Here is a 15,232-nt window from a genome sequence, read left to right as displayed (position 1 = left end):
CTGTCTGTTCTTTTTTCATGGATGGTTGCGGCCCGGCGGGTCGCTTCCATCCATTTCCCCCAGGGGGTTTGCGGCGCATGAACGAACTCATGAAGATCCTGGGCCAGACTGGCCAGACCACGGTCTTCGACCAGATCAAGATCCAGCTCGCCTCGTCCGAGCAGATCCGGTCCTGGTCGTACGGCGAGATCAAGAAGCCCGAGACCATCAACTACCGGACCTTCAAGCCCGAGCGCGACGGCCTGTTCTGCGCGCGCATCTTCGGGCCGATCAAGGACTACGAGTGCCTGTGCGGCAAGTACAAGCGCATGAAGTTCCGCGGCATCATCTGCGAGAAGTGCGGCGTTGAGGTCACGCTGGCCAAGGTCCGGCGCGAGCGGATGGGCCATATCGAGCTGGCCAGCCCGGTCGCGCATATCTGGTTCCTGAAGTCGCTGCCCAGCCGCATCGGCCTGATGGTCGACATGACGCTGAAGGATCTGGAAAAGATCCTGTATTTCGAAAGCTACGTGGTGCTGGAGCCCGGCACCTCGCCGCTCAAGCAGTACAGCCTGCTGAACGAAGACCAGTATCTCGACGTCATGGACGAGCATGGCGAAGACGGAATCGAGGTCGGAATCGGCGCCGAGGCCATCAAGAAGGTCCTGGAGCGAATCGACTGCAAGGCCGAGAAGGAGCGCCTGCGCCAGGACCTGAAGGACACGACGTCCGAGGCCAAGCGCAAGAAGCTGGTCAAGCGCCTGAAGCTGATCGAGGCCTTCGCCGACAGCGAATCGCGCCCCGAGTGGATGATCATGGACCTGATTCCGGTGATCCCGCCGGAACTGCGCCCGCTGGTCCCGCTCGATGGCGGCCGTTTCGCGACGTCCGACCTCAACGATCTGTACCGCCGCGTCATCAACCGCAACAACCGCCTCAAGCGGCTGATCGAGCTGCGCGCGCCCGACATCATCGTGCGCAACGAAAAGCGCATGCTGCAGGAATCGGTCGACGCGCTGTTCGATAACGGCCGTCGCGGCCGGGCGATCACGGGCGCCAACAAGCGGCCGCTGAAGTCGCTGTCCGACATGCTCAAGGGCAAGCAGGGCCGCTTCCGCCAGAACCTGCTGGGCAAGCGCGTCGATTATTCGGGCCGTTCGGTGATCGTGGTCGGGCCGGAGCTGAAGCTGCACCAGTGCGGCCTGCCCAAGAAGATGGCGCTGGAGCTGTTCAAGCCGTTCATCTACTCCAAGCTCGAAAAATACGGTCACGCCACCACCATCAAGGCCGCGAAGCGGATGGTGGAGAAGGAGCGTCCCGAGGTGTGGGACATCCTCGAAGAGGTGATCCGCGAGCATCCGGTCATGCTCAACCGCGCGCCGACCCTGCATCGCCTGGGCATCCAGGCGTTCGAGCCGGTGCTGATCGAAGGCAAGGCGATCCAGCTTCACCCGCTGGTCTGCACCGCCTTCAACGCGGATTTCGACGGCGACCAGATGGCCGTGCACGTCCCGCTGAGCCTCGAGGCACAGCTGGAAGCGCGCGTGCTGATGATGTCGACCAACAACATCCTCAGCCCCGCCAACGGCAAGCCGATCATCGTGCCGTCGCAGGACATCGTGCTGGGGCTGTACTATCTCAGCCTCGAGACGCCCGAATTCCTGGTTACGCCCGACCGCAACGAATACGATGCGGAAGGCCGGATCACGGTGCAGGGCGCCTCGTCCTTCGCCACGGTGGGCGAGGTCGAGTACGCCCTGTCGGCCGGCGCCATCAAGCTGCATGACAAGATCGTGGCCCGCTACGAGACGGTCGATGCTGACGGCAAGCCGGTGCGCCAGACGGTCGTCACCACCCCGGGCCGCATGCTGATCGCGCAGATCCTGCCGCGCCACGCCGCGATTCCCTTCGCGCTGATCAACAAGCAGCTGACGAAGAAGAACGTGTCGGACGTGATCGACGCGGTCTATCGCCACTGCGGCCAGAAGGAAGCGGTGATCTTCTGCGACCGGATGATGGGCCTGGGCTTCCGTCACGCGGCCAAGGCCGGCATCTCGTTCGGCAAGGATGACATGATCATCCCGACCGAGAAGAAGGGCCTGGTCGACCGGACCGCCACCGAGGTCAAGGAGTTCGAGCAGCAGTATCAGGACGGCCTGATCACCGCCGGCGAGCGCTACAACAAGGTGGTCGACGCCTGGTCGCGCTGCACCGACGAGGTGCAGGCCGCGATGATGAAGGAGATCTCGCGCCAGGAAGTCGGCAAGGTCACGAACTCGGTGTGGATGATGAGCCACTCCGGTGCCCGTGGGTCGCCGGCGCAGATGAAGCAGCTGGCCGGCATGCGCGGCCTGATGGCCAAGCCGTCGGGCGAGATCATCGAGCAGCCGATCATCGCCAACTTCAAGGAAGGCCTGTCGGTCCTCGACTACTTCACCTCGACCCACGGCGCCCGCAAGGGCCTCGCGGACACCGCGCTGAAGACCGCGAACTCGGGCTACCTGACGCGTCGCCTGGTCGACGTGGCGCAGGATTGCATCATCGTCGAGGAAGATTGCGCCTCCGAGCGCGGCCTGACGGTGCGCGCCGTGATGGATGGCGGCGAGGTCGTCTCGTCCCTGTCCGAGCGGATCCTGGGCCGCACGGTCGCGGCCGACGTGCTGGACCCGGCGACGGGCGAGGTGCTGGTCAAGCGCGACCTGCTGATCGACGAGGCCCTGGCCGAGAAGATCGAGAAGGCGGGCGTCGAGAGCATGCTCATCCGCTCGGTCCTGACCTGCGAGAGCCGGGTCGGCGTCTGCGGCCTGTGCTACGGCCGCGACCTGGCACGCGGCACGCCGGTCAATATCGGCGAGGCGGTCGGCGTCATCGCCGCCCAGTCGATCGGCGAGCCGGGCACCCAGCTCACCATGCGTACCTTCCATATCGGCGGTGCGGCGCAGCGTGGCGCCGAGCAGTCGATGGTCGAGGCGTCGCGTGACGGGCACGTGACGATCAACAACCGCAACGTCGTCCATAACAGCCAGAACGTGCCGATCGTGATGTCGCGTAACTGCGAGATCGTGCTGACGGACGAGAAGGGGGTCGAGCGCGCCCGCTTCCGCGTGCCCTACGGCGCGCGCCTGCTGGTCGACGAGGGCGCGGCGGTCACGCGCGCCCAGAAGCTGGCCGAGTGGGACCCGTACACCCTGCCGATCATCACCGAGCAGTCGGGCACGGTCGAGTATCTGGACCTGATCGACTCCATCACGCTCGTCGAGCGGATGGACGAGGTGACGGGCCTGACCTCGAAGGTGGTCGTCGACTACAAGCAGGCGGCCAAGGGTGTGGACCTGCGTCCGCGCCTGCAGCTCAAGGATGCCAACGGCCACGTCATCAAGCTGGCCAACGGCAACGACGCCCGCTACTTCCTCTCGCCCGATTCGCTGCTGTCGGTCGAGAACGGGGCACAGGTCAGCGCCGGCGACGTGCTGGCCCGCATCCCGCGCGAAGGCTCCAAGACCCGCGACATCACGGGTGGTCTGCCCCGCGTCGCCGAACTGTTCGAGGCCCGGCGTCCCAAGGACCATGCGATCATTTCCGAGACCGACGGCCGCGTCGAGTTCGGCAAGGATTACAAGGCCAAGCGCCGCGTCATCGTGAAGAACGACGAAACGGGCGAAGAGACTGACTACCTGATCCCCAAGGGCAAGCACGTCTCGGTCCAGGAAGGCGATTTCGTCCGCGTGGGCGATCCGCTGGTCGACGGTCCGCGCGTGCCGCACGACATCCTGAAGGTGCTGGGTGTCGAGGCGCTGTCGGACTATCTGGTGAACGAGATCCAGGACGTCTATCGACTCCAGGGCGTGAAGATCAACGACAAGCACATCGAGGTGATCGTTCGCCAGATGCTGCAGAAGGTCGAGATCCTCGAGCCCGGCGACACGACCTACCTGGTCGGCGAGACGGTGGACCGGATCGAGTACGAGACCGAGAACACGAAGCGCCTGAACATGGGCGAGCGCCCGGCCGCGGCCATGCCCGTCCTCCAGGGCATCACCAAGGCCTCGCTGCAGACCCAGTCCTTCATCTCGGCGGCATCGTTCCAGGAGACGACTCGTGTCCTGACCGAGGCCGCGACGGCCGGCAAGCGCGACACGCTGAACGGCCTGAAGGAAAACGTCATCGTCGGGCGCCTGATCCCGGCGGGCACGGGCAGCGTGATGAACAAGCTGCGGGCGATCGCGGCTGGGCAGGACCGCCAGCGCCTGGCGCAGGGCCGTCCTGTGGTCACCAAGGCCGGCTGAGCCCGTCCCGGCAGGCCTGTGCCGCCCTTGTGAAGGGGCGGCCTGTGGAAGGGGCCGGGTGGCAACACCCGGCCCCTTTCCTATGGGGCCCGGCTCCTGTATCTGATGGCCGACCGGACCGCGCCGAATCGGATGATCGGCTCGGTCGGGGTGCGCGACGATGGCGCGACGGCGGGCCTGCCTTGACTGCATGCCCGCCATCGCCCGGCCGACGAGATAATTCGGCGGGAATCGGCCGCGAATCCTGCGGTAACACTTGACTCAAGGGCAGGGGCTTCGTAGGTTCCGCGCCCTCGGCTAGCCCCGTCTCACGTGACGTCGTTGGCCGTCGAATGCAGCATGCAGGCATGCGGCGCCGTGGTCCGAAAGGGCCGCCAAGGCCGGATGTAAATATGATGCCCAGGCGAATGATCCTCATTCGGTGGGATTTTGTTGTGAACGACAGTCGGCAACCTAAGACGCGGTTGGCCGGCCGAAATTTGTAAGGATCGGGAAAGGCGTATGCCGACCATCAACCAGCTGATCGCCAAAGGCCGCGAGCCCGCAGCCAAGCGCAATAAGGTGCCTGCTCTGCAGGGTTGCCCGCAGAAGCGCGGTGTCTGCACCCGCGTCTACACAACCACACCGAAGAAGCCGAACTCGGCTCTGCGTAAGGTTGCGAAGGTGCGTCTGACGAACGGCTATGAGGTCGTCAGCTACATCCCCGGTGAAGGCCATAACCTGCAGGAGCACAGCGTGGTCCTGATCCGTGGTGGCCGCGTCAAGGATCTTCCGGGCGTGCGTTACCACATCCTGCGTGGCGTTCTGGATACCCAGGGTATCGCCAAGCGTCGTCAGCGTCGCTCGCTCTATGGCGCGAAGCGTCCGAAGTAAAAGGAATAACCAGGCATGAGTCGCCGTCATCGCGCCGTGAAGCGCGAGATTCTTCCCGATCCGAAATTTGGTGATGTCGTCATCACGCGCTTCATGAATGCGCTTATGTATGACGGCAAGAAATCCACCGCCGAAGGCATCGTCTATGGTGCGCTCGAGGTGTTGCGTCGCCGTGGTGGCGCAGCTGCCGATCCGGTTGTGATGTTCCACAGCGCGCTGGACAACGTGAAGCCGGCCGTCGAGGTCCGTTCGCGTCGCGTCGGTGGTGCCACCTACCAGGTGCCCGTCGAAGTGCGCACGGAGCGTCGCCAGGCCCTCGCGATCCGCTGGCTGATCGACGCCTCGCGCAAGCGCGGCGAGAACACCATGCAGGAGCGCCTGTCCAACGAGCTTCTGGACGCGGTCAACAATCGCGGGTCCGCCGTCAAGAAGCGCGAAGACACGCATCGCATGGCCGAGGCCAACAAGGCGTTCAGTCATTACCGCTGGTAACGGGGGTTTGTCCGGTCTAAAGACCGGCACGCTTCCGGTTAGGAACATTTCAACCCGACTCCCGGCCCGAGGGCCGAGGTAACGGAGATAGACGATGGCAAAGGCTAAATTCGAGCGGACGAAGCCGCACTGCAATATCGGCACGATCGGTCACGTCGACCATGGCAAGACGTCGCTGACCGCCGCGATCACCAAGACGCTGGCGAAGACCGGCGGCGCCACCTTCAAGGCGTACGACCAGATCGACGCGGCGCCGGAAGAGCGCGCCCGTGGCATCACCATCTCGACCGCCCACGTCGAGTACGAGACCGCGAAGCGCCACTACGCGCACGTCGACTGCCCCGGCCACGCCGACTACGTGAAGAACATGATCACCGGTGCGGCGCAGATGGACGGCGCTATCCTGGTGGTTTCGGCCGCCGACGGCCCGATGCCGCAGACCCGCGAGCACATCCTGCTGGCGCGCCAGGTCGGCGTTCCGGCCCTGGTCGTGTTCCTGAACAAGGTTGACCAGGTCGACGATCCGGAACTGCTGGAGCTGGTCGAGATGGAAGTGCGCGAGCTTCTGTCGGCCTACCAGTTCCCCGGCGACGATATCCCCATCGTCAAGGGTTCGGCCCTGGTCACGCTGGAAGACGGCGATCCGGAGCTGGGCGAGAACCGCGTGCGCGACCTGATGGACGCCGTCGACGCCTACATCCCGCAGCCGGAGCGTCCGGTCGACCGTCCGTTCCTGATGCCGATCGAAGACGTGTTCTCGATCTCGGGCCGCGGCACCGTCGTGACCGGCCGTGTCGAGCGTGGCGTCGTGAACGTCGGTGACGAAATCGAAATCGTCGGCCTGCGTGCGACGCAGAAGACGACGGTGACGGGCGTCGAAATGTTCCGCAAGCTGCTGGATCGCGGCGAGGCCGGTGACAACATCGGTGCGCTGGTCCGTGGCACGAAGCGTGAAGACGTCGAGCGCGGCCAGGTCCTGGCCAAGCCGGGTTCGATCACCCCGCACACGAAGTTCAAGGCCGAGGCGTACATCCTCACGAAGGAAGAGGGTGGCCGTCACACGCCGTTCTTCACCAACTACCGCCCGCAGTTCTATTTCCGCACCACCGACGTGACGGGTGTCGTTCACCTGCCCGAAGGCACGGAAATGGTCATGCCGGGCGACAACATCGCGATGGATGTCGAGCTGATCGCGCCGATCGCGATGGACGAAGGTCTGCGTTTCGCCATCCGTGAAGGCGGCCGCACCGTCGGCGCCGGCGTGGTGGCCTCGATCACGGCCTGATCGGGTTAGTAACCAGAACTGGAGGCCCCGGCCGGAGCAATCCGGCCGGGGTCTCCTTTGGCGGCTCGGGTGACCCCGAACCATTGAAGTTGGACTGAATACGATGGACAACCAGAACATCCGCATTCGCCTGAAGGCGTACGATCATCGGGTGCTCGACAACAGCACCAAAGAGATCGTCAACACGGCGAAGCGTACGGGTGCGCGGGTTCGGGGTCCTATCCCGCTGCCGACGCATATCGAGAAATTCACCGTTAACCGCTCTCCCCATGTGGACAAGAAAAGCCGCGAGCAGTTCGAAATTCGGACCCATCGCCGGCTGCTCGACATTGTCGAGCCGACCCCGCAGACCGTGGACGCTCTCATGAAGCTCGACCTCGCCGCCGGCGTGGATGTCGAGATTAAACTTTAAGGTCCAGACGATGCGCACCGGATTGATCGCAAAGAAGCTGGGCATGACCCGGCTGTTTAAGGAAGACGGCACCCATGTGCCCGTCACCGTCCTGCATATCGACAATGTGCAGGTGGTGGATGTCCGCACCCAGGAACGCGACGGCTACACCGCCGTGCAGCTCGGGCTCGGCAACGCCAAGGTGAAGAACGTCTCCAAGCCGAACCGCGGCCATTTTGCCCGCGTGAAGGTCGAACCCAAGAAGAAGCTGGTTGAATTCCGCGTTGCGGATGATGCCGTGCTGGAAGCAGGCGCCACTCTCTCTGCCGCCCATTTCGTGGTGGGCCAGAAGATCGACGTGACGGCCACCAGCAAGGGCAAGGGCTTCGCCGGCGCCATGAAGCGCTGGAACTTCGCGGGTCTCGAGGCTTCGCACGGCGTGTCCGTCAGCCATCGTTCGCATGGTTCGACGGGTAACCGCCAGGACCCGGGCAAGACCTTCAAGAACAAGAAGATGGCCGGCCATCTCGGTTCCGAGCGCGTGACCACCCTCAATCTCGAGGTGGCGGCCGTGGATGCCGAGAAGAACCTGCTCCTGGTCCGCGGCTCCGTGCCCGGCGCCAAGAACGAGCTGGTGCTGGTTCGTGATGCGATCAAGAAAGCCCGTCATGCCGAGGCGCCGTATCCGGCGGCCCTGGTTGAGGCTGCGGGCTGAGGATAGAGGGCAATGGATTACGAAATCAAAACCCTCGACAACGGGAGCGCCGGCACGGCCGTGCTTCCGGACGAGATTTTCGGGGTGACGCCGCGGGCCGACATCATGGCGCGTGTGGTGCACTGGCAGCTGGCCAAGCGCCGCGCCGGCACGCACAAGGTCAAGGGGATGGGCGAAGTCTCCGGCACGACCAAGAAGCCGTACCGCCAGAAGGGCACGGGTAGCGCCCGCCAGGGCTCGCTGCGTGCGCCGCAGTACCGCACCGGCGGCGCCGTGCATGGTCCGGTCGTGCGCGATCATGGCTACGACCTGCCCAAGAAGGTGCGTCGTCTGGGCCTGATCTCCGCGCTGTCGCAGAAGGCCGCCGAAGGCAAGCTGGTGGTGCTCGACGCCGCCACGTCGTCGGGCCGCACGGCCGAGCTGGCCGCGAAGGTCCAGGCGCTGGGCTGGAAGTCCGCCCTGATCGTCGACGCGACGGTCGAGGACAATTTCGGTCGCGCCACCCGCAACCTGCCGAAGATCGACGTGCTGCCCACCATCGGCGCGAACGTCTACGACATCCTCAACCACGACGTGCTCGCGATCACCCGCGCCGGCGTCGAAGGCCTGAAGGAGCGCCTGGCATGACCAACGTGCTCGCAATCCGCAAGAAGGCGGAGCGCATGTCGCGTGAGACGATGTACGACATCGTCCGTGCGCCGCTGATCACCGAGAAGGCGACGGCGCTGTCCGAGAAGAACCAGGTGGTCTTCAAGGTCGCGATCGACGCCACGAAGCCGGAGATCAAGGTTGCGGTCGAAGGCCTGTTCGGCGTGAAGGTCCTGGGCGTGAACACGCTTGTCCAGAAGGGCAAGACGAAGCGCTTCAAGGGGCGTCCTGGCCAGCGTTCCGATGTGAAGAAGGCGTTTGTGCAGCTTGCCGAGGGTCAGTCCATCGACCTGACCGCGAAGCTGGTCTGACGCGGGGTAGCAAGACATGGCACTGAAGCACTTTAATCCGGTCACCCCCAGCCTGCGCAATACGGTCCTGATCGACCGTAAGGAGCTGTGGAAGGGCAAGCCCGTCAAGGCTCTGACCGAAGGCAAGAACAAGTCCGGCGGACGCAACAACCATGGGCGCATCACCTCGCGCTTCATCGGTGGCGGCCACAAGCAGTCCTATCGCTTCGTCGATTTCAAGCGGCGCAAGTTCGATGTGGCCGGCACGGTCGAGCGTCTGGAATACGACCCGAACCGCACCGCCTTCATCGCGCTGGTGAAGTACGAGGACGGCGAGCTGGCCTACATCCTGGCGCCGCAGCGCGTTAAGGTTGGCGACCAGGTGGTGTCCGGCGCGCGCGTCGACATCAAGCCGGGCAACGCGATGCCGCTGTCGGCCATTCCGGTCGGCACGATCGTGCACAATATCGAGCTGAAGCCGGGCGCCGGCGGCAAGATCGCCCGTTCGGCCGGCACGTACTGCCAGCTGGTCGGCAAGGATGCCGGCTACGCGCAGATCAAGCTGCAGTCGGGCGAGCTGCGCGTCGTGCGCGGCGAGTGCATGGCGACGGTGGGCGCGGTGTCCAATCCGGACAACATGAACCAGCATATGGGCAAGGCCGGTCGCGGCCGCTGGCTGGGTCGTCGTCCGCATAACCGCGGCGTCGTGATGAACCCGGTCGACCATCCGCATGGTGGTGGCGAAGGCCGCACCTCGGGCGGCCGTCATCCGGTCACGCCGTGGGGCAAGCCGACCAAGGGTTACAAGACCAGGGTTAACAAGCGTACGGACAGTCTGATTATCCGTCGCCGGAAAACCGGTAAGTAAGGGGCAAAGAAGATGGCACGTTCCGTCTGGAAGGGCCCGTTCGTGGACGGGTATCTGCTGAACAAAGCCGATGCGTCGCGCGCGTCGGGCCGTAACGAAGTGATCAAGATCTGGTCGCGTCGCTCGACAATCCTGCCGCAGTTCGTCGGTCTGACGTTCGGCGTCTATAACGGGCACAAGTTCCTGCCCGTTCAGGTGTCGGAAAACATGGTGGGGCATAAGTTCGGCGAGTTCTCGCCGACGCGGACCTTCACGGGGCATTCCTCGGACAAGAAGGCGAAGCGGGGCTGATATGAGCAAGCCGAAGCATCCGCGCACGCTCGCGGAAACCGAGGCGCAGGCCGTCACGCGGAACATCCGCGTCAGCCCGCGCAAGCTGAACCTGGTCGCGGCGCTGATTCGCAACAAGCCGGCGGCCCAGGCCGTGGCGACGTTGACGTTCTCCAAGCGTCGCATCGCGCAGGACGTCAAGAAGACGCTGCAGAGCGCGATCGCGAACGCCGAGAACAATCACCAGCTGGATGTCGACCAGCTGGTGGTGGTGCGCGCCGAGGTTGGCAAGTCGATCGTCATGCGCCGCTTCCATGCGCGTGGCCGTGGCCGTTCCTCGCGGATCGAGAAGTTCTTCAGCCACCTGAAGATCGTCGTGGCCGAGCGCACGGCCGAGGCTGAGACAACCGAGCAGAAGGCGGCCTGATCCATGGGACATAAAGTCAATCCGATCGGGCTGCGGCTCGGCATCAACCGCACCTGGGACAGCCGCTGGTACGCGGGCGCCGACTATTCGCGCCTGCTGCACGACGACCTGAAGCTGCGCGCGCACCTGCGCCGCAAGCTGTCGGGTGCCGGCGTGTCCCGCGTGGTGATCGAGCGTCCGGCGAAGAAGCCCCGCGTGACGATCTACGCCGCCCGTCCGGGCGTCGTGATCGGCAAGAAGGGCCAGGACATCGACGTCCTGCGCAAGGATCTGACCCGCATGGCGAAGACCGACGTTGCGCTGAACATCGTCGAGATCCGCAAGCCCGAGATCGACGCGACGCTGGTGGCCGAGAACATCGCCCAGCAGCTGGAGCGCCGCGTGGCCTTCCGCCGCGCCATGAAGCGCGCCGTGCAGTCGGCGATGCGTCTGGGCGCCCAGGGCATCCGGATCAATTGCGGCGGCCGTCTGGGCGGTGCCGAGATCGCGCGTGTCGAGTGGTATCGCGAAGGCCGGGTGCCGCTGCACACGCTGCGCGCGGACATCGATTATGGCGTGGCCACGGCGAAGACCACCTATGGCACCTGCGGTGTGAAGGTCTGGATCTTCAAGGGCGAAATCCTCGCCCAGGACCCGCTGGCGCAGGATCGTCGCGCCGCCGAGCAGGCTCCGCAGCGCTAAGCTGCGGAACCTAAGGATCTAGAACGGCGCCAGGCGGCGCGTGAGGATTTAGAACAATGCTTTCTCCCAAGCGGACAAAGTACCGCAAGGCCCACAAGGGCCGCATTCATGGGCTGGCGAAGGGCGGAACGACACTGAATTTCGGTGCGTTCGGCCTGAAGGCCCTGGAGCCGGAGCGGGTCACCGCCCGGCAGATCGAGGCCTCCCGCCGGGCCATCACCCGTGCGATGAAGCGTGCCGGTCGCGTCTGGATTCGGATCTTCCCCGATCTTCCGGTCTCGACAAAGCCCGCCGAAGTGCGTATGGGCTCCGGCAAGGGATCGCCGGAATATTGGGTGGCCCGTGTGAAACCGGGTCGTATCCTGTTCGAGATCGAAGGCGTTTCGCCGGAACTGGCGCGCGAAGCGCTGGCTCTTGGCGCTGCGAAGCTGCCGATCAAGACCAAGTTCGTGACCCGCATCGGAGAGGCGTGAGATATGGCAAAGGCAACCAAGCCGGCCGATCTGCGTGCCAAGACCGCGGAAGAACTGGAGGCGCTTCTCATCGACCTGAAGCGCGAGCAGTTCAACCTGAGGTTCCAGCGCGCGACCGGCCAGAATGAAGGACAGGCGCGTGTTCGTACGGTGCGTCGTGAGATCGCCCGTCTGAAGACGATCGCGTCCGAGGCGTTGAAGAAGAGTGCAGCCGGCGCAAGCGCGTCGGCCGCGAAGTCCTGAAGGGAGACGGGCGATGCCGAGGCGCGTCCTGAGCGGACGGGTGACGAGCGACAAGATGGACAAGACGGTTACCGTCCTTGTCGATCGGCGCATCATCCACCCGCTGTATAAGAAGTTCATCCGCCGCTCGAAGAAGTATGCGGCGCACGATGAGCAGAACGAGTGCAAGGTTGGCGACACGGTGCGCATTGAAGAATGCAAGCCGATCTCCAAGCGCAAGACCTGGACCGTGATCGTCCGTAACGGTGCCCCGCTGGGCGCCGCCGGCGTCGAGTCCGGCGCGCAGGCGTAAGAAGGGCATAGGTTATGATCCATCCCGAGACCAACCTGGACGTCGCCGATAATTCGGGCGCGCGTCAGGTGCAGTGCATCAAGGTGCTGGGCGGTTCCAAGCGGAAGACTGCCTCGGTCGGCGACGTGATCGTCGTGTCCGTCAAGGAAGCGATCCCGCGCGGCAAGGTCAAGAAGGGCGACGTTCACCAGGCGGTGATCGTGCGCACCTCGTACCCCGTGCGTCGTCCCGATGGCAGTGCCATCCGCTTCGACCGGAACGCGGCCGTCCTGATCAACAAGCAGCAGGAGCCGATCGGCACCCGCATCTTTGGGCCGGTTGTGCGTGAACTGCGTGCGCGCAAGTTCATGAAGATCATCTCGCTGGCGCCGGAGGTGCTGTAATGGCCGCGCGTATCAGGAAGGGCGACCAGGTCGTCGTCACCACCGGTTCCTCCAAGGGGATCCGGGGCGAGGTTCTGTCCGTGCTGCCCGGTGACAACAAGGCCGTGGTGCGCGGCGCTGCGGTGGCCAAGCGCCACACGCGGCCGAACCGCATGGGTGAGCAGGGGGGCATCATCGAGAAGGAGATGCCGATCCACCTGTCGAACCTGAAGCTGGTCGATCCCAAGAGCGGCAAGCCGACGCGCGTCGGTTTCCGTGTCCTGGAAGATGGCCGCAAGGTCCGCGTCGCCAAGGCGACCGGCGAAGTCATCGAAGGCTGAGGAGGCGCGGATGTCTGAAGTACAAGCCACCCGTTCGGTGCCGCGCCTGCAGAAGCGTTATCAGGACGAGCTGCGCGCCAAGCTGCGCGAAGAGTTCGGCTACAAGAACGTGATGCAGGTTCCGCATCTCGAGAAGATCGTCATCAACATGGGTGTTGGCGAGGCCGCGGGCGACCAGAAGAAGCTGGACGCCGCCGTTGCCGAGCTGACGCTGATCGCCGGGCAGAAGCCGGTCAAGACGATCGCCAAGAAGGCGATCGCCGGCTTCAAGATCCGTGCGGGCCTGCCGATCGGCTGCAAGGTCACCCTGCGCCGCGCCCAGATGTACGAGTTCCTCGACCGTCTCGTCACCATCACGCTGCCGCGCGTCCGCGATTTCCGCGGCCTGCCCGGCAACAAGGGTTTCGACGGCCATGGCAACTTCGCCATGGGCATGAAGGAACAGATCGTGTTCCCGGAAATCGAGTACGACAAGGTCGACGATATCCGTGGCATGGACATCATCTTCGTCACCAGCGCGAAGACGGATGCGGAAGCGAAGGCTCTTCTGAAGGCGTTTGATCTGCCCTTCGCTGCGTAATTGCAGCGATTGGGGCTTCCGCCCAGAGGTCAGAAGACCTATTAGACACGTTGTTTGGAAAACCGTCGGGATGGCCCGACAGGTTCCGGAGGGTAGAACAAGGCATGGCCAAGATCTCCGCCGTTAACCGGAATGCCAAGCGTCAGCGCATGGCAACCCGGGACAAGGCTAAGCGGATTGCGCTCAAGAACATCGTCATGGACCGGACGCTTCCGGTCGAGGACAGGTTCGAGGCAACTCTGAAACTCGCAGAGCTTCCCCGCAATGGTTCGCGCGTCCGCGTGCGTCTGCGGTGCAAGCTGACCGGGCGTTCGCGCGCCAATTACAGGAAGTTCGAACTCTGCCGTATCGCGCTGCGCGATCTGGCTTCCAGTGGCCAGATCCCTGGCATGGTCAAGTCGAGCTGGTAAGGGCAGGGAACGATGTCACTTTCTGATCCGTTGGGTGATATGCTCACCCGGATCCGCAACGCGCAGCGCGCGCGTCATGCGGCCTGTGTCGCGCCGGCTTCCAAGCTGCGCGCCAACGTTCTCGAGGCCCTGCGCCGCGAGGGCTACATCCGTGGCTACGCCCAGGAAGAGGTGCGCAAGGGCATTGCCCAGCTGCGCATCGAACTGAAGTACCTGGATGGCGAGCCGGTCATCAAGGAGATCCACCGCGTGTCCAAGCCGGGCCGCCGGGTCTACTCGAAGATCAAGGAACTGCCGCGGGTCTATGCCGGCCTCGGCGTGTCCATCCTGTCGACGCCGCGTGGCGTCCTGTCCGATGCGGAAGCCCGCGCTGCCAATGTTGGCGGCGAGGTCCTCTGCCGCGTGTTCTGAGGAGGGATACATGTCGCGTGTAGGCAAATATCCCGTCGAGGTTCCGTCGGGCGTCCAGGTCTCGATCGTCGATGGCGTGTTCGTGGCCAAGGGCAAGCTGGGCGAGCTGAAGCTTCCCCTGTCCAGCCATGTCGAAACCGAGATCGCGGACAACAAGGTCGCGGTTCGTCCGGTCGGCACCGCCGCTCAGGCGCGGATGATGTGGGGCACGACGCGCGCTCTGGTAGCCAGCATGGTCAAGGGCGTGTCCGAGGGCTTCTCCAAGACCCTGGAAGTGACCGGCACCGGCTATCGCGCCGCCGTGCAGGGCAGCAACCTGGTCATGAACCTCGGCTATTCGCATGACATCGTCTATGCGATCCCGCCGGGCATCAAGATCTCGACGCCGCGTCCGACCGCAATCGTGGTCGAGGGCGTGGACAAGCAGCGGGTCGGTCAGGTTGCGCTGGATATCCGCAGCTTCCGCAAGCCCGAGCCGTACAAGGGCAAGGGCGTCCGCTACGACACCGAGACCATCCGTCGCAAGGAAGGCAAGAAGAAGTAATGAGCACGCAGCAGGATCTGCGGGAGCGTCGGCGTCAGCGTCTGCGCTTCCAGCTTCGCCGCAAGGGCGGCGGGCGTCCGCGCCTGTCGGTGTTCCGGTCAGGCAAGAACATCTACGCCCAGGTCATCGACGATGCCGCCGGGCGTACGCTTGCCGCCGCTTCGAGCCTGGACAAGGCGCTGCGCGAGCAGCTGAAGACCGGCGCCGATTCCGACGCGGCGATCGCGGTCGGCAAGCTGGTTGCCGAGCGCGCGGTTGCGGCCGGTGTGACCCAGGTCGTTTTCGACCGCGGTTCGTATCTGTATCATGGGCGTATCAAGGCCCTGGCGGAGGCTGCCCGCGAGGGTGGTCTCGCCTTCTGAGGAAAGGGG

At 64.5% G+C, this 15,232-nt stretch carries 22 protein-coding genes; all 22 read left to right on the top strand.

Annotated features, from left to right (window positions below; translation table 11 throughout):
* Positions 1–77: 77 nt before the first annotated feature.
* The 22 genes from rpoC (at position 78) to rplR (ending at position 15,223) form a co-directional block, all read left to right on the top strand.
* Complete coding sequence (rpoC, locus tag HLH27_RS08605; protein WP_182949577.1) at positions 78–4,265, top strand: DNA-directed RNA polymerase subunit beta'; 4,188 nt, start codon at positions 78–80, stop codon at positions 4,263–4,265.
* A gap of 501 nt (positions 4,266–4,766) precedes the next feature.
* Positions 4,767–5,138, top strand: coding sequence for a 30S ribosomal protein S12 (rpsL, locus tag HLH27_RS08600; RefSeq protein ID WP_003621118.1), 372 nt, complete (start codon positions 4,767–4,769; stop codon positions 5,136–5,138).
* Between the two features lie 15 nt (positions 5,139–5,153).
* Complete coding sequence (gene rpsG / locus HLH27_RS08595; RefSeq protein WP_182949575.1) at positions 5,154–5,630, top strand: 30S ribosomal protein S7; 477 nt, start codon at positions 5,154–5,156, stop codon at positions 5,628–5,630.
* 94 nt (positions 5,631–5,724) lie between these two features.
* Complete coding sequence (gene tuf, locus HLH27_RS08590) at positions 5,725–6,915, top strand: elongation factor Tu (RefSeq protein ID WP_182949573.1); 1,191 nt, start codon at positions 5,725–5,727, stop codon at positions 6,913–6,915.
* A 103-nt stretch (positions 6,916–7,018) separates the two neighbouring features.
* The gene (rpsJ, locus tag HLH27_RS08585; RefSeq protein ID WP_012227960.1) at positions 7,019–7,327 is read left to right on the top strand and encodes a 30S ribosomal protein S10; all 309 of its coding nucleotides are present in this window, start codon (positions 7,019–7,021) and stop codon (positions 7,325–7,327) included.
* 10 nt (positions 7,328–7,337) lie between these two features.
* Positions 7,338–8,021: a 50S ribosomal protein L3 gene (gene rplC / locus HLH27_RS08580; protein WP_182949571.1), complete on the top strand. Its 684-nt coding sequence runs from the start codon at positions 7,338–7,340 to the stop codon at positions 8,019–8,021.
* A gap of 12 nt (positions 8,022–8,033) precedes the next feature.
* Complete coding sequence (rplD, locus tag HLH27_RS08575; RefSeq protein ID WP_182949569.1) at positions 8,034–8,648, top strand: 50S ribosomal protein L4; 615 nt, start codon at positions 8,034–8,036, stop codon at positions 8,646–8,648.
* Between the two features lie 35 nt (positions 8,649–8,683).
* Positions 8,684–8,980 carry a 50S ribosomal protein L23 gene (locus tag HLH27_RS08570; RefSeq protein ID WP_174787951.1) on the top strand — a complete coding sequence of 99 codons (297 nt, stop codon included), beginning with the start codon at positions 8,684–8,686 and terminating at the stop codon, positions 8,978–8,980.
* Between the two features lie 16 nt (positions 8,981–8,996).
* Complete coding sequence (gene rplB / locus HLH27_RS08565) at positions 8,997–9,827, top strand: 50S ribosomal protein L2 (RefSeq protein ID WP_182949567.1); 831 nt, start codon at positions 8,997–8,999, stop codon at positions 9,825–9,827.
* Positions 9,828–9,839: 12 nt separating this feature from the next.
* Positions 9,840–10,118 carry a 30S ribosomal protein S19 gene (gene rpsS / locus HLH27_RS08560; protein ID WP_007399623.1) on the top strand — a complete coding sequence of 93 codons (279 nt, stop codon included), beginning with the start codon at positions 9,840–9,842 and terminating at the stop codon, positions 10,116–10,118.
* Position 10,119: 1 nt separating this feature from the next.
* The gene (rplV, locus tag HLH27_RS08555) at positions 10,120–10,524 is read left to right on the top strand and encodes a 50S ribosomal protein L22 (RefSeq protein ID WP_182949565.1); all 405 of its coding nucleotides are present in this window, start codon (positions 10,120–10,122) and stop codon (positions 10,522–10,524) included.
* Positions 10,525–10,527: 3 nt separating this feature from the next.
* Complete coding sequence (rpsC, locus tag HLH27_RS08550) at positions 10,528–11,205, top strand: 30S ribosomal protein S3 (RefSeq protein WP_182949563.1); 678 nt, start codon at positions 10,528–10,530, stop codon at positions 11,203–11,205.
* A 56-nt stretch (positions 11,206–11,261) separates the two neighbouring features.
* A complete protein-coding gene (gene rplP / locus HLH27_RS08545; RefSeq protein WP_114727495.1) occupies positions 11,262–11,678 on the top strand; it encodes a 50S ribosomal protein L16 in 417 nt (138 codons plus the stop codon).
* 3 nt (positions 11,679–11,681) lie between these two features.
* Complete coding sequence (rpmC, locus tag HLH27_RS08540) at positions 11,682–11,921, top strand: 50S ribosomal protein L29 (protein WP_182949561.1); 240 nt, start codon at positions 11,682–11,684, stop codon at positions 11,919–11,921.
* Between the two features lie 13 nt (positions 11,922–11,934).
* On the top strand, positions 11,935–12,213 hold the full coding sequence (gene rpsQ, locus HLH27_RS08535) for a 30S ribosomal protein S17 (protein ID WP_182949559.1): 279 nt from the start codon (positions 11,935–11,937) through the stop codon (positions 12,211–12,213).
* Between the two features lie 14 nt (positions 12,214–12,227).
* The gene (rplN, locus tag HLH27_RS08530; protein WP_042059420.1) at positions 12,228–12,596 is read left to right on the top strand and encodes a 50S ribosomal protein L14; all 369 of its coding nucleotides are present in this window, start codon (positions 12,228–12,230) and stop codon (positions 12,594–12,596) included.
* Positions 12,596–12,916, top strand: coding sequence for a 50S ribosomal protein L24 (gene rplX, locus HLH27_RS08525; RefSeq protein ID WP_182949558.1), 321 nt, complete (start codon positions 12,596–12,598; stop codon positions 12,914–12,916). The genes rplN and rplX overlap by 1 nt, the downstream gene beginning before the upstream one ends.
* Before the next feature lie 10 nt (positions 12,917–12,926).
* Complete coding sequence (rplE, locus tag HLH27_RS08520) at positions 12,927–13,496, top strand: 50S ribosomal protein L5 (protein WP_114727499.1); 570 nt, start codon at positions 12,927–12,929, stop codon at positions 13,494–13,496.
* 104 nt (positions 13,497–13,600) lie between these two features.
* Complete coding sequence (gene rpsN / locus HLH27_RS08515) at positions 13,601–13,906, top strand: 30S ribosomal protein S14 (protein ID WP_114727500.1); 306 nt, start codon at positions 13,601–13,603, stop codon at positions 13,904–13,906.
* A gap of 12 nt (positions 13,907–13,918) precedes the next feature.
* Positions 13,919–14,317 (top strand): 30S ribosomal protein S8, encoded by a 399-nt coding sequence (gene rpsH, locus HLH27_RS08510; RefSeq protein WP_182949557.1) that lies wholly within the window; start codon positions 13,919–13,921, stop codon positions 14,315–14,317.
* Between the two features lie 10 nt (positions 14,318–14,327).
* A complete protein-coding gene (gene rplF, locus HLH27_RS08505; protein ID WP_182949555.1) occupies positions 14,328–14,861 on the top strand; it encodes a 50S ribosomal protein L6 in 534 nt (177 codons plus the stop codon).
* A complete protein-coding gene (gene rplR / locus HLH27_RS08500) occupies positions 14,861–15,223 on the top strand; it encodes a 50S ribosomal protein L18 (protein ID WP_182949554.1) in 363 nt (120 codons plus the stop codon). Before rplF ends, rplR begins: the two co-directional genes overlap by 1 nt.
* Positions 15,224–15,232 lie beyond the last annotated feature (9 nt).

The sequence above is a fragment of the Gluconacetobacter takamatsuzukensis genome (genome assembly GCF_014174275.1).
Classification (GTDB): Bacteria; Pseudomonadota; Alphaproteobacteria; order Acetobacterales; family Acetobacteraceae; genus Gluconacetobacter; species Gluconacetobacter takamatsuzukensis.
Note: the sequence above shows the minus strand (reverse complement) of the source record. Positions and strands in the feature narration are given on the sequence as shown.

Excerpts from the sequence above, each read along its gene's own strand:
- rpoC (WP_182949577.1), top strand. The coding sequence starts at position 78 with ATGAACGAACTCATGAAGATCCTGGGCCAGACTGGCCAGACCACGGTC.
- rpsL (WP_003621118.1), top strand. The coding sequence starts at position 4,767 with ATGCCGACCATCAACCAGCTGATCGCCAAAGGCCGCGAGCCCGCAGCC.
- rpsG (WP_182949575.1), top strand. The coding sequence starts at position 5,154 with ATGAGTCGCCGTCATCGCGCCGTGAAGCGCGAGATTCTTCCCGATCCG.
- tuf (WP_182949573.1), top strand. The coding sequence starts at position 5,725 with ATGGCAAAGGCTAAATTCGAGCGGACGAAGCCGCACTGCAATATCGGC.
- rpsJ (WP_012227960.1), top strand. The coding sequence starts at position 7,019 with ATGGACAACCAGAACATCCGCATTCGCCTGAAGGCGTACGATCATCGG.
- rplC (WP_182949571.1), top strand. The coding sequence starts at position 7,338 with ATGCGCACCGGATTGATCGCAAAGAAGCTGGGCATGACCCGGCTGTTT.
- rplD (WP_182949569.1), top strand. The coding sequence starts at position 8,034 with ATGGATTACGAAATCAAAACCCTCGACAACGGGAGCGCCGGCACGGCC.
- HLH27_RS08570 (WP_174787951.1), top strand. The coding sequence starts at position 8,684 with ATGTCGCGTGAGACGATGTACGACATCGTCCGTGCGCCGCTGATCACC.
- rplB (WP_182949567.1), top strand. The coding sequence starts at position 8,997 with ATGGCACTGAAGCACTTTAATCCGGTCACCCCCAGCCTGCGCAATACG.
- rpsS (WP_007399623.1), top strand. The coding sequence starts at position 9,840 with ATGGCACGTTCCGTCTGGAAGGGCCCGTTCGTGGACGGGTATCTGCTG.
- rplV (WP_182949565.1), top strand. The coding sequence starts at position 10,120 with ATGAGCAAGCCGAAGCATCCGCGCACGCTCGCGGAAACCGAGGCGCAG.
- rpsC (WP_182949563.1), top strand. The coding sequence starts at position 10,528 with ATGGGACATAAAGTCAATCCGATCGGGCTGCGGCTCGGCATCAACCGC.
- rplP (WP_114727495.1), top strand. The coding sequence starts at position 11,262 with ATGCTTTCTCCCAAGCGGACAAAGTACCGCAAGGCCCACAAGGGCCGC.
- rpmC (WP_182949561.1), top strand. The coding sequence starts at position 11,682 with ATGGCAAAGGCAACCAAGCCGGCCGATCTGCGTGCCAAGACCGCGGAA.
- rpsQ (WP_182949559.1), top strand. The coding sequence starts at position 11,935 with ATGCCGAGGCGCGTCCTGAGCGGACGGGTGACGAGCGACAAGATGGAC.
- rplN (WP_042059420.1), top strand. The coding sequence starts at position 12,228 with ATGATCCATCCCGAGACCAACCTGGACGTCGCCGATAATTCGGGCGCG.
- rplX (WP_182949558.1), top strand. The coding sequence starts at position 12,596 with ATGGCCGCGCGTATCAGGAAGGGCGACCAGGTCGTCGTCACCACCGGT.
- rplE (WP_114727499.1), top strand. The coding sequence starts at position 12,927 with ATGTCTGAAGTACAAGCCACCCGTTCGGTGCCGCGCCTGCAGAAGCGT.
- rpsN (WP_114727500.1), top strand. The coding sequence starts at position 13,601 with ATGGCCAAGATCTCCGCCGTTAACCGGAATGCCAAGCGTCAGCGCATG.
- rpsH (WP_182949557.1), top strand. The coding sequence starts at position 13,919 with ATGTCACTTTCTGATCCGTTGGGTGATATGCTCACCCGGATCCGCAAC.
- rplF (WP_182949555.1), top strand. The coding sequence starts at position 14,328 with ATGTCGCGTGTAGGCAAATATCCCGTCGAGGTTCCGTCGGGCGTCCAG.
- rplR (WP_182949554.1), top strand. The coding sequence starts at position 14,861 with ATGAGCACGCAGCAGGATCTGCGGGAGCGTCGGCGTCAGCGTCTGCGC.